This window comes from Mesorhizobium sp. M0145 (assembly GCF_040322355.1).
In the GTDB taxonomy this organism is placed as follows: Bacteria; Pseudomonadota; Alphaproteobacteria; order Rhizobiales; family Rhizobiaceae; genus Mesorhizobium.
Map to the genome: position 1 here is coordinate 23,268 of NZ_JAMYTK010000013.1, position 11,357 is coordinate 34,624.

The following is an 11,357-nucleotide window of genomic DNA, read 5'->3' on the forward strand; positions in this document are numbered from 1 at the left end:
ATGCCGATCAACATCACCATGCCGGCGCTGTCGCCCACAATGGAAGAGGGCAATCTTTCCAAGTGGCTGGTCAAGGAAGGCGATAAAGTTTCGCCCGGCGACGTGATTGCCGAGATCGAGACCGACAAGGCGACGATGGAAGTCGAAGCCGTCGACGAGGGCACGGTCGCCAAGCTGGTGGTTCCGGCCGGCACAGAAGGCGTCAAGGTCAATGCGCTGATCGCGGTGCTGGCTGCCGAGGGCGAGGATGCTGCTTCTGCCGCCAAAAGCGGTGATGGCGCTGCGCCGGCCAAGGCTGAGGCTCCGAAAGCGGAAGCCCCCAAAGCTGAAACATCAAAGCCCGAAGCGTCGAAGCAGGAGCCTGCCGCACCTGCGCCTAAGGCGGAAGCGGTGCCGGTCGCCAACGGCCACGCAAGCGGTGAGCGCATCTTCGCCTCGCCGCTGGCCCGGCGCATTGCCAGGGAAGCCGGCGTCGATGTCGCGGCGCTGACAGGCTCCGGCCCCCGCGGCCGCGTAGTAAAGGCCGATGTCGATGCCGCAATTTCCAGTGGCGGCGCCAAGGCGGCACCAGCAGCAAAAGCGGCGCCCGCCGGCGCTCCGGCACCTGCGGCCGCAGCACCCAAGGCGATGTCGGACGAGCAGGTGCTCAAACTGTTTGCCGAAGGCTCCTACGAGCTGATCCCGCACGACAATATGCGCAAGACCATTGCGAGGCGGCTGGTCGAAGCCAAGACCACCATCCCGCATTTCTATCTGACGCTCGACTGCGAGCTCGACGCACTTCTGGCCCTGCGCACGCAGATCAATGCGGCCGCGCCGGTGAAGAAGACCGAGAAGGGCGAAACGCCGGCCTACAAGCTGTCGGTCAACGACATGGTCATCAAGGCTCTTGCCATGGCGCTGATGGCGGTTCCGGATGCCAATGCGTCGTGGACAGAAAACGCCATGATCAAACACAAGCACGCCGATGTCGGCGTTGCCGTATCGATCCCCGGCGGCCTGATCACCCCGATCATCCGGCGTGCTGACGAAAAGACGATGTCCGTCATCTCCAACGAGATGAAGGATCTTGCCGGCCGCGCCCGCAGCCGCAAGCTGAAGCCGGAAGAATATCAGGGCGGCACCACGGCGGTGTCCAATCTCGGCATGTTCGGCATCAAGGATTTTTCTGCCGTCATCAACCCGCCGCATGCGACGATCCTTGCGGTCGGCGCCGGCGAGCAACGCGCAGTGGTCAAGAACGGCGAGATCAAGATCGCCACAATCATGTCGGTGACGCTGTCGACCGATCACCGCGCCGTCGACGGTGCGCTCGGCGCCGAGCTGCTCGTCGCCTTCAAGCGTATGATCGAAAATCCAATGGGCATGCTGGTTTAAGAGAAGGGAAACAGGGCGGTGCGGAAATTCTTCACCAGCCTTTTTGCCTTCTTTCTTTCCGGTTTGGCCGGCGGATTGGTGGTGCAGTGGCTCGCCGTCGCCACCAAGGCCGACGTGGAGTACATCCTTGTATTCATGATCTCGGCTCTCGTCACCATCTTCGCGACGCTCGCATTCTTCATCGCACAATTCATGTCGGACCCACGACGGGCAACAAAACTGACCGCGACCATAGGGGTAGCATCTTTTGTGCTCGTTGGAGTTTCCCTGATCGGCTGGACTTTCTCCCAGCCGCCGGGCAAGCGCGAGTGGTCGGGCGATCTTCCTATCGTCGCCGGTCTCGTCCTGCCAGGCATCGCTACGGTGCTGGTCCAGTGGCTTTTCGTGCGCTGGCGATTGGCGCGCTCGCAACCAGGTTTCGGCGGGGCAGGCACATGAAGACGGTCCTCTGCTACGGCGATTCGCTTACCTGGGGCTATGACGCGGCAAACCTCGGCCGGCATCCGCTGGAAGATCGCTGGCCGAGCGTGCTGCAGGCGGCATTGGGCAGCGGCGTCGAGGTCATCGCCGAAGGCCTGAATGGCCGAACCACCGCCTTTGACGATCACTTGGCCGGAGCGGACCGCAATGGCGCAAGGCTGTTGCCAACAATCCTGACGACGCATGCGCCGATCGACTTGATCGTCATCATGCTCGGCGCCAACGATATGAAGCCGTGGATTCACGGTAATCCGGTCGCGGCCAAACAAGGTATGCAACGCCTGATCGATATCGTGCGCGGTCATGATTACCCGTTCGATTGGCCGGCGCCGCAGATCCTGATCGTCGCGCCGCCCGTAGTCAGCCGCACGGAAAACGCCGAGTTCAAGGAAATGTTCGCCGGCGGCGATGACGCGTCAAAGCGGCTGGCGCCGCAATATTCCGCCCTTGCCGACGAGGCCGGCTGCGGCTTCTTCGATGCCGGCACGGTGGCCAAAACCACGCCGCTCGACGGCGTCCACCTGGACGCGGAAAACACGCGGAACGTCGGGCAAGCGCTGGCGCCGCTCGTGCGCCTCATGTTGGAATTGTGAAGGAGAAAGCCGTGGCTGAGAACTACGACGTCATCATCATCGGCTCCGGCCCCGGCGGCTATGTCACTGCAGTGCGTTCGGCCCAGCTTGGCTTCAAGACGGCGATCGTCGAGCGCGAGCACTTGGGCGGCATCTGCCTCAACTGGGGCTGCATTCCGACCAAAGCGCTGCTGCGCTCCGCCGAGATCATGCACTATTCGGATCATCTGAAGGACTACGGCCTGAAGATCGATGGCAAGGTCGGCGTCGACACAGCCGCCGTCGTCGATCGCTCGCGAAAGGTCTCGCTGCGGCTCAACGGCGGCGTCGGCTTCCTGATGAAGAAGAACAAGGTCGACGTCATCTGGGGCGAAGCCAAGCTGACCAAACCTGGCGAGATCGTCGTGTCGAAATCGTCGAAGAAGCCGATGGAGCCGCAGCCGCCGGCGCCCAAGGGCGTCAAGGGCGAGGGCACCTATAGCGCCAAGCACATCATCCTGGCGACCGGCGCCAGGCCGCGCGCGCTGCCCGGCATCGAGCCTGACGGCAAGTTGATCTGGACCTATTTCGAGGCGATGGTGCCGAAAGAGATGCCGAAATCGCTGCTGGTGATGGGCTCGGGCGCCATCGGCATCGAGTTCGCCTCGTTCTACCGCACCATGGGCGCCGAGGTGACGGTGGTCGAACTGCTGCCGGCTGTGATGCCGGTCGAGGACGCCGAGGTCTCGAAATTCGCGCAGAAGCAGTTCGAGAAGCAGGGCATGAAGATCATCTTAGAAGCCAAGGTGACCAAGGTCGAGAAGGGCACTAACTCGGTCACCGCGCATGTCGAGATGAAGGACGGCAAGGTCGAGAAGATCACCGCCGACCGCATGATCTCGGCCGTCGGCGTACAGGGCAACATCGAGAATCTCGGCCTCGAGGCGCTCGGCGTGAAGACCGAACGCGGCTGCGTCGTCGTCGACGGCTACGGCAAGACCAACGTGCCCGGCATCTATGCCATCGGCGATGTCGCCGGACCGCCGATGCTCGCCCACAAGGCCGAGCATGAGGGCGTGGTGTGCGTGGAAAAGATCGCCAATTTCCCCGGCGTGCATGCCATTGACAAGCTGAAGATCCCGGGCTGCACCTATTGCAATCCGCAAGTCGCCTCGGTCGGACTGACGGAAGCCAAAGCGAACGCCGATGGCAAGGACATCCGCGTCGGCCGCTTCCAGTTCGCCGCAAACGGCAAGGCGATTGCGCTCGGCGAGGACCAAGGCTTCGTCAAGACCATTTTCGACAAGAAGACCGGCCAGTTGCTGGGTGCCCACATGGTCGGCGCAGAAGTAACCGAACTGATCCAGGGCTTCGTCGTGGCGATGAATCTGGAGACCACCGAGGAAGAGCTGATGCACACGATCTTCCCGCACCCGACGCTGTCGGAGATGATGAAGGAGAGTGTACTCGACGCCTATGGCCGCGCACTGAATGCATGATAAATTAGTTGGGCGAGTCTCACACGGAAGACACAAAGGAACTCGACGGCAGAGCAATTCGTTTCGCAGGCATCATCCATCATACAAGGAGAGGGCATATGGAAATGAACGGCGTGGGCTGGGTTGCAGCCATCATCATCGGCGGCCTGGCGGGATGGCTCGCCGAGATGGTCATGAAGAGCAATACCGGCATCCTCATGAACATCGTTCTCGGCATTGTCGGCGCAATCGTGTTGAATGCCATCTTGCAGGCCCTGAACATCGGCATCTTCGGCGTCGGCTGGATCGCCTATCTGATCACCGGCTTCATCGGTGCCTGCATTCTGATTGCGGTCGGACGACTGGTACGCCGCTAACCTCTGTCGGCACTTGCTATGCGAAAAAGGCCACCGCGGCATGCGTGATCGCGGCCTTTTTCTTTTCGCCGAAAAGTCCTAGATGACGTGGGTAGAGCGAGCGCTGGACAAGCGCTTGCCAATGAGCCGGGTTTCACATGGTCACCGTCCTCGACACGATTGCCAATGCGCCGCGCCTGCGGCATCCCGAAAAGGCGCACAAGCCGGATCAGGACGTACTGCGCAAGCCTGACTGGATCCGCGTCAAGGCGCCGATGTCGAAAGGCTATGCCGAGACGCGCGAAATCGTGAAGTCTCACAAACTGGTGACGGTTTGCGAAGAGGCGGGCTGCCCCAATATCGGCGAGTGCTGGGAGAAGAAGCACGCCACCTTCATGATCATGGGCGACATCTGCACGCGGGCCTGCGCCTTTTGCAATGTCGCCACCGGCATCCCGACCGCACTCGATCCCGACGAGCCGGCGCGTGTCGCGCATGCGGTCAAGCAAATGGGCTTGAGCCATGTCGTCATCACCTCCGTCGATCGCGACGATCTCGCCGATGGCGGGGCCCAGCATTTTGCCGATGTCATCCGTGCGATCAGGGCAGCAACCCCGTCGACGACAATCGAAATCCTGACGCCCGATTTCCTGCGCAAGGACGGTGCACTGGAGATCGTCGTGGCGGCCAAGCCGGACGTTTTCAACCATAATCTCGAGACCGTTCCGTCGAACTATCTGACTGTTCGGCCGGGTGCGCGCTATTTCCACTCGATCAGGCTCTTGCAGCGGGTCAAGGAACTCGATCCCTCGATCTTCACCAAGTCCGGTATCATGGTCGGCCTTGGCGAGGAGCGGAACGAAATCCTGCAGCTGATGGACGATTTGCGTTCGGCCAATGTCGACTTCATGACCATCGGCCAATATCTGCAGCCGTCGAAGAAGCACCATCCGGTGATCCGCTTCGTCACGCCGGAGGAATTCAAGTCCTTTGAGACGATCGGCAGGACCAAGGGCTTCCTGCTGGTAGCGTCGAGCCCGCTGACGCGCTCGTCGCACCATGCCGGGGACGACTTTGCTAGGTTGCGCGCGGCGCGCGAAGCGTTTCTCAGGAAGTCCGCCTAACACACTGGTTTCATGCCACAATTCGAAGCCCATAGCCGCGTTGCGCATACGCCGGAACAGATGTTCGCTCTGGTTGCCGATATCGAATCCTATCCGCAATTCCTGCCGCTTTGCGAGGCACTTACGGTTCGTTCGCGCAAGGAACGCAACGGACGCACCCTGCTCATCGCGGACATGAGCATCGGCTACAAGGCGATCCGCGAGACTTTCACCACGCAGGTGCTGCTGAAGCCTGACGAGAACGCCATCGACGTCAAATACATCGACGGCCCGTTCAAATATCTCAGCAATGTCTGGCGCTTCGACCCGGCGGACGGCGGCGGTTGCAACGTCTGTTTCTTTATCGACTATGAGTTCAAGAGCCGCATTCTGGGTGCGCTCATGGGAACCATGTTCGACCGCGCCTTCCGCATGTTCTCCGAGGCGTTCGAGAAACGTGCCGAAATCATCTACGGCGCGCCATCGGCAGCCTGATCCGCGGCGAGCGCGCGTAGACCCAGTTCAAGCGCATGTCGGACCGTCTCCCGGCGGATGAAATCACGGCCCTTGTCGGCGAACAGCTGGCATTCGCTGACTACCGGCCGGCCAGCCACGGCAACGCCGAACCAGACCAGGCCGACAGGTTTTTCCGCAGAGCCGCCGTCCGGACCGGCGATGCCGGTCACCGCCAGGGCGAGCCCGGCCGGCGAATGCGTCAAGGCTCCGGCCGCCATCTCCACCGCAGTCTCGCGCGAGACCGCGCCGTGCGCCTCGAGCGTAGCGGCCGAGACGCCGAGCATCTCGGTCTTGGCCCGGTTGGAATAGGTGATGAAGCCGCGATCGACCACCGCGGAAGAGCCGGCGATGTCGGTCAGCGCGGCGATGATCATGCCGCCGGTGCAGCTCTCCGCCGTCGCCAGCATCATGCCGCGCTGCTGGCAGGCCTTAAGCAGGACATCTGCGAGACCGCTATTGCTCATTCAGGGACATCCCCTGGAAACACAACGCTGGCAGTCGCGATGGCCGCTATGCCTTCCTCACGGCCGACGAAGCCGAGCTTCTCATTGGTTGTCGCCTTGATCGAGATGCGATCGCGCGAAATTCGCAGCATTGCCGAAAGCGCTTCGGTCATGGCCTCGCGATGTGGGCCGACGCGCGGCGCCTCGCAGATCAGGGTGATGTCGGCGTTGGCAATGCGCCCGCCGCCCTCGCGCACCAGCTTCACCGCGTGTTCGACGAAGATGCGTGAAGCGGCCCCTTTCCACTGCGGGTCGGAGGGCGGGAAATGCGTGCCGATGTCACCGGCGCCGCAGGTGGCCAGCAGGGCGTCGGTCAAGGCGTGGAGACCGACATCGGCATCCGAATGGCCGGACAATTTCTTGCCGTGCGGAATAGCTACACCGCACAGGGTGACATGGTCGCCGGGCTCGAAGGCATGGACGTCATAGCCATTGCCGGTTCGGATGTCCGGAAAACGTGCCCCCCCGGAAAGCCGCTGATCCGCCATCGCAATATCCCTTGCCCAGGTCAGTTTGACATTGTCCGGCGAGCCGGGAACGATCTTCACCGGAATATGCGCCCATTCGGCGATTGCCGCATCGTCCGTGAAATCCGCTTTGCCCAGATGATGAGCCTTTTCGTGCGCAGCCAGGATCGGCCAGAACGGAAAGCCTTGCGGTGTCTGTGCGGCATGAAGCCCGGCCCTGGACACGGTTTCGCCGATCATGCCTTCGGCCGTTTCGCGCTTGAGCGTATCGGCAACGGGCAAGGCAGGCAGTGCTCCCTGGCGCTCGCCAATGGCGGCGATCGTGCGGTCTATCAGTTCCGCGTCGACAAACGGCCGAGCCGCATCATGGATCAGCACCCGGCCCGGCGCATGGCTTCTTAACGCCAGCAGTCCAAGCCGGACGGACTCCTGCCGTGACGTACCGCCGGTCACCGCGACGACACGGTCGGCGTTCGCACCCGCCGCACGGCGAAAAAGCGCGCCGTCGTCGGCATGGATAGCAACGACGACAGGTCCAATCTTCGGATGCGTCAGAAAGGCGTCGAGCGTGCGTGCGATAACGGCGCCGCCGCCAATCTGCTGGTACTGCTTCGGCCCATTGGCCTGTCCGGCGCGCGCGCCGCGGCCGGCGGCAACGATGACCACCGCGACCTTGTCGTCCGCAGCTTGCTTTTCGCTCACATCTCTCATGCCGAGACGCTTAGCGCATGATCCCGAAAAGTGGTATCGCTTTCGGAAGACCTAGGATTGATGCTATCCGGCGATCCTTTTTTTCCCAAATGCGCCTTAATGTCACGACATTGCGCGTTGCACATTGCCGTCGTTCTGGCTAGAGAATGTGCAGCAACCGAAGGTGCTTGGTTTTTGTGCATGCCTGATGTGACCAAATTGGCTTCGCCGCTGGATGTGGGTGGCGTGAGAATCCGCAACCGCGTGTTTCTCGCGCCGATGTCGGGCATCACCGACGAGCCGTTCCGGCAGCGCGCCCATGCCCATGGCGCCGGGCTGGTCGTGTCGGAAATGGTGGCGAGCGGTGAGCTTGCAAAGGGCAGGGCTGGCTCGGGCCTGCGCATCCGTCATTCCGGGCTGCCTGTCCACATGGTCCAGCTTGCCGGCCGCGAGGCGATGCACATGGCCGAGGGCGCGCGAATCGCGGTCGGCGAAGGCGCCGACATCATCGACATCAACATGGGCTGTCCGGCCAAAAAGGTGACGGGCGGCTATGCCGGTTCGGCACTGATGCGAGACCTCGACCACGCGCTGTCGCTGATCGAAGCGGTAGTCGCCGCGGTCGACGTGCCGGTCACGGTCAAAATGCGGCTCGGCTGGGACGAAGGCGCGCTCAACGCGCCGATGCTGGCGCGACGCGCCGAGCAGGCCGGGGTGATGATGGTGACGGTGCATGGCCGCACACGTTGCCAGTTCTATCAGGGCACGGCCGACTGGCGTGCCATCGCACGCGTCAAGCAGGCCGTCTCGATCCCTGTGGTTGCCAATGGCGATGTCGGCTCGCCGGCAGAGGCTGCGTCGATCCTTGACCAATCCGGCGCCGACGCGGTGATGATCGGCCGTGCGCACTATGGCGCGCCGTGGACCGCCGGCAGCATTGTAGCGGCCGCGCTGGCCGAGCCAGTATCCGGCATGCCGGAAAGCCCGCAAGCGCTGACCGATTACGTCATTGCCCATTACGAAGACATGCTGACGCTCTATGGCGTGGAAAGCGGATTGCGCCAGGCGCGCAAGCATCTCGGCTGGTATCTCGACCGCCACGCCGCCACAAGCGACGACCGGCGCAAGGCCATACTCACGTCTTTCGAGCCTGGGCGCGTCATTGCGTTGCTGCGCGACATGTTTTCAACCGCTCCCGAAGCGGCGAACCTGCGGAGTGCGGCATGAACGCCACCGTCACACAGAGCACGGATATGGCGGACGCCGCGCATATTGTGCTCAACACCATTCGTCGGCCGGTGATCATGGTCGATCCGCAAGGCTTCATCACCTTCGCCAATGCCGATGCCGAGGATTTTTTCCGTTCGAGCGCCACGATGCTCGCGCGCAACACGCTGCACAAGCTCATTCCTTTCGGCAGCCCGCTGCTGACGCTTGTCGACCAGGTGCGCGAGCGCCGGGCGCCAGTCAACGAATACCGGGTGGACGTGTCGTCGCCGCGGCTCGGCATCGAGAAGGTGGTCGATCTCTACGTCGCGCCTGTGACGGAATTTCCAGGCTCCGTCGTGGTAATGTTCCAGGAACGCTCAATGGCCGACAAGATCGACCGGCAGATGACGCATCGCGGTGCGGCGCGCTCGGTCACCGGCCTTGCCGCGATGCTTGCCCATGAGATCAAGAACCCGCTGTCCGGCATTCGTGGTGCCGCGCAGCTGCTTGAACTGTCGGCGTCCGACGAGGATCGCGCACTGACCAGGCTGATCACCGACGAGACCGACCGCATTGTCTCGCTGGTCGACCGCATGGAGGTGTTTTCGGACGAGCGGCCGATCGACCGCTACCCCGTCAACATCCATGTCGTGCTCGACCATGTCAAAGCAATCGCCAAGAACGGTTTTGCCAAGAGGATCAAGATATTAGAGGATTATGATCCATCATTGCCTCCGGTCTTTGCCAATCGCGACCAGCTCATCCAAGTGTTCCTCAATCTGGTAAAAAATGCCGCCGAGGCGATCGGCAGCGATCCGCAGGGCGAGATCATGCTGTCGACCGCCTTCCGCCCGGGCATCCGTGTTTCCGTGCCCGGAACGCAGGACCGCGTGTCGCTGCCATTGGAATTCTGCGTGCGCGACAACGGTTCGGGTGTCTCCGAGGATATCCTGCCGATCCTGTTCGATCCTTTCATCACCACCAAGCCGAACGGCTCCGGTCTCGGTCTGGCGCTGGTCGCAAAGATCGTCGGCGAGCATGGCGGCATCATTGAATGCGAATCGACGCCGCGCGGCACCACCTTCCGTATTCTGATGCCGGCGTGGAAAGAAACTCAGTTTGGCACCGACGACGACGGTGAAGGAGACCGCAAATGACCGTTCGCGGCAATATTCTCGTCGCTGACGACGATGCGGCCATCCGCACAGTCCTCAACCAGGCGCTTTCGCGCGTCGGCCACGACGTGCGTGTCACCTCCAATGCTTCGACGCTGTGGCGCTGGGTTGCGGCGGGCGAGGGCGATCTGGTTATCACCGACGTTGTCATGCCTGACGAGAACGCCTTCGACATGCTGCCGCGCATCAAGAAGGCGCGACCGGAACTGCCGGTCATCGTCATGAGTGCGCAGAACACGTTCATGACTGCGATCCGGGCCTCCGAAACCGGAGCCTATGAATATCTGCCGAAACCGTTCGACCTGACGGAGCTGCTCAACATCGTCAACCGCGCGCTTTCCGAGCCGCGGCGGCCCAAGATCGATACGCGTGCCGACGAGCCGCCTGAAACCATGCCGCTGGTCGGCCGCTCGGCGGCCATGCAGGACATCTACCGCATGCTGGCGCGCATGATGCAGACCGACCTGACGGTGATGATCTCGGGCGAATCGGGTACCGGCAAGGAACTGGTGGCGCGCGCGCTGCATGAATATGGCCGTCGTCGTGGTGGCCCCTTCGTCGCCATCAACATGGCGGCGATCCCACGCGACCTGATCGAATCGGAACTATTCGGGCACGAGAAGGGCGCCTTTACCGGCGCACAGAACCGCTCCACTGGCCGTTTCGAGCAGGCCGAAGGCGGCACGCTGTTCCTCGACGAGATCGGCGACATGCCGATGGAAGCGCAGACGCGGCTGCTGCGTGTGCTGCAGCAGGGCGAATACACCACGGTCGGCGGCCGCACGCCGATCAAGACTGACGTGCGCATCGTCGCTGCCACCAACAAGGACCTGCGCACGCTGATCAATCAGGGGCTTTTCCGCGAGGACCTGTTCTACCGCTTGAACGTTGTGCCGCTCAGGCTGCCGGCGCTGCGCGAGCGATCGGAGGACATTCCGGACCTCGTCCGGCACTTCTTCAAGCTCGGCGCCAGTGAAGGCCTGCAGACCAAGCGCATTTCCACCGGCGGCATCGAGCTGATGAAGCGCTACCCATGGCCGGGCAACGTGCGCGAACTCGAAAACCTCATCCGCAGGCTGGCTGCACTGTATTCGCAGGACGAGATTTCTGCCGAGATCATCGAGGCGGAGTTGAAGACCGGCGAAAGGCCTGTCGTTCCAGGTGGCGGCAACCTCATTCCCGATGACCTTTCCATCGGCCAGGCGGTGGAGCATTTCCTGCAACGCTATTTTGCCTCGTTTGCCGGCGACTTGCCCCCGGCCGGGCTCTATCAGCGAATCCTCTCCGAGGTCGAATACCCGCTGGTCCTCGCCTCGATGACCGCAACGCGCGGTAACCAGATCAAGGCTGCGGAATTGCTGGGGCTCAACCGCAACACGCTGCGCAAAAAGATTCGCGAACTCGGCGTCAACGTCTACAAATCGTCCAGGCAGGTCTAGACGAATCCCTTTA

At 62.3% G+C, this 11,357-nt stretch carries 12 protein-coding genes; 10 read left to right on the plus strand and 2 right to left on the minus strand.

Translation table 11 applies throughout. The features are described 5' to 3' along the window. From NKJ28_RS19105 to NKJ28_RS19135, 7 genes are all read left to right on the plus strand, one after another. Positions 1-1,377 carry a pyruvate dehydrogenase complex dihydrolipoamide acetyltransferase gene (locus NKJ28_RS19105; protein ID WP_023675085.1) on the plus strand — a complete coding sequence of 459 codons (1,377 nt, stop codon included), beginning with the start codon at positions 1-3 and terminating at the stop codon, positions 1,375-1,377. An 18-nt stretch (positions 1,378-1,395) separates the two neighbouring features. After that, positions 1,396-1,815, plus strand: a complete 420-nt coding sequence (locus NKJ28_RS19110; protein WP_023675084.1) for a hypothetical protein — start codon at positions 1,396-1,398, stop codon at positions 1,813-1,815. Next, positions 1,812-2,450: an SGNH/GDSL hydrolase family protein gene (locus tag NKJ28_RS19115; protein ID WP_023675083.1), complete on the plus strand. Its 639-nt coding sequence runs from the start codon at positions 1,812-1,814 to the stop codon at positions 2,448-2,450. Before NKJ28_RS19110 ends, NKJ28_RS19115 begins: the two co-directional genes overlap by 4 nt. An 11-nt stretch (positions 2,451-2,461) precedes the next feature. Beyond that, complete coding sequence (lpdA, locus tag NKJ28_RS19120) at positions 2,462-3,907, plus strand: dihydrolipoyl dehydrogenase (RefSeq protein ID WP_023675082.1); 1,446 nt, start codon at positions 2,462-2,464, stop codon at positions 3,905-3,907. Positions 3,908-4,005: 98 nt separating this feature from the next. Beyond that, entirely contained in the window at positions 4,006-4,263 is a 258-nt protein-coding gene (locus NKJ28_RS19125; protein WP_023675081.1) for a GlsB/YeaQ/YmgE family stress response membrane protein, read from the plus strand. A 137-nt stretch (positions 4,264-4,400) separates the two neighbouring features. Then, positions 4,401-5,366 carry a lipoyl synthase gene (gene lipA, locus NKJ28_RS19130; protein WP_023675080.1) on the plus strand — a complete coding sequence of 322 codons (966 nt, stop codon included), beginning with the start codon at positions 4,401-4,403 and terminating at the stop codon, positions 5,364-5,366. A 12-nt stretch (positions 5,367-5,378) separates the two neighbouring features. After that, positions 5,379-5,840, plus strand: a complete 462-nt coding sequence (locus NKJ28_RS19135) for a type II toxin-antitoxin system RatA family toxin (protein ID WP_023675079.1) — start codon at positions 5,379-5,381, stop codon at positions 5,838-5,840. On the opposite strand, the gene NKJ28_RS19140 is transcribed toward NKJ28_RS19135, so the two are convergent. After that, positions 5,816-6,325: a CinA family protein gene (locus tag NKJ28_RS19140; protein WP_352593871.1), complete on the minus strand. Its 510-nt coding sequence runs from the start codon at positions 6,323-6,325 to the stop codon at positions 5,816-5,818. The genes NKJ28_RS19135 and NKJ28_RS19140 overlap by 25 nt on opposite strands. Beyond that, complete coding sequence (locus NKJ28_RS19145; RefSeq protein WP_352636699.1) at positions 6,322-7,542, minus strand: bifunctional 2-C-methyl-D-erythritol 4-phosphate cytidylyltransferase/2-C-methyl-D-erythritol 2,4-cyclodiphosphate synthase; 1,221 nt, start codon at positions 7,540-7,542, stop codon at positions 6,322-6,324. Before NKJ28_RS19145 ends, NKJ28_RS19140 begins: the two co-directional genes overlap by 4 nt. A 180-nt stretch (positions 7,543-7,722) precedes the next feature. Here NKJ28_RS19145 and dusB point away from each other — a divergent pair, with 180 nt between their 5' ends. From dusB to ntrC, 3 genes are read left to right on the plus strand one after another with little or no spacing between them, the layout of a single operon-like run. Then, a complete protein-coding gene (gene dusB / locus NKJ28_RS19150) occupies positions 7,723-8,748 on the plus strand; it encodes a tRNA dihydrouridine synthase DusB (RefSeq protein WP_352636700.1) in 1,026 nt (341 codons plus the stop codon). After that, complete coding sequence (locus NKJ28_RS19155; protein ID WP_023675075.1) at positions 8,745-9,887, plus strand: two-component system sensor histidine kinase NtrB; 1,143 nt, start codon at positions 8,745-8,747, stop codon at positions 9,885-9,887. Before dusB ends, NKJ28_RS19155 begins: the two co-directional genes overlap by 4 nt. Further along, on the plus strand, positions 9,884-11,344 hold the full coding sequence (gene ntrC, locus NKJ28_RS19160; protein WP_023675074.1) for a nitrogen regulation protein NR(I): 1,461 nt from the start codon (positions 9,884-9,886) through the stop codon (positions 11,342-11,344). Before NKJ28_RS19155 ends, ntrC begins: the two co-directional genes overlap by 4 nt. The last annotated feature ends 13 nt before the right edge of the window (positions 11,345-11,357 follow it).

Coding starts and splice junctions, on each gene's coding strand:
- NKJ28_RS19105 (WP_023675085.1), top strand. CDS start 1: ATGCCGATCAACATCACCATGCCGGCGCTGTCGCCCACAATGGAAGAG.
- NKJ28_RS19115 (WP_023675083.1), top strand. CDS start 1,812: ATGAAGACGGTCCTCTGCTACGGCGATTCGCTTACCTGGGGCTATGAC.
- NKJ28_RS19125 (WP_023675081.1), top strand. CDS start 4,006: ATGGAAATGAACGGCGTGGGCTGGGTTGCAGCCATCATCATCGGCGGC.
- lipA (WP_023675080.1), top strand. CDS start 4,401: ATGGTCACCGTCCTCGACACGATTGCCAATGCGCCGCGCCTGCGGCAT.
- NKJ28_RS19135 (WP_023675079.1), top strand. CDS start 5,379: ATGCCACAATTCGAAGCCCATAGCCGCGTTGCGCATACGCCGGAACAG.
- NKJ28_RS19140 (WP_352593871.1), bottom strand. CDS start 6,325: ATGAGCAATAGCGGTCTCGCAGATGTCCTGCTTAAGGCCTGCCAGCAG.
- NKJ28_RS19145 (WP_352636699.1), bottom strand. CDS start 7,542: ATGAGAGATGTGAGCGAAAAGCAAGCTGCGGACGACAAGGTCGCGGTG.
- dusB (WP_352636700.1), top strand. CDS start 7,723: ATGCCTGATGTGACCAAATTGGCTTCGCCGCTGGATGTGGGTGGCGTG.
- NKJ28_RS19155 (WP_023675075.1), top strand. CDS start 8,745: ATGAACGCCACCGTCACACAGAGCACGGATATGGCGGACGCCGCGCAT.
- ntrC (WP_023675074.1), top strand. CDS start 9,884: ATGACCGTTCGCGGCAATATTCTCGTCGCTGACGACGATGCGGCCATC.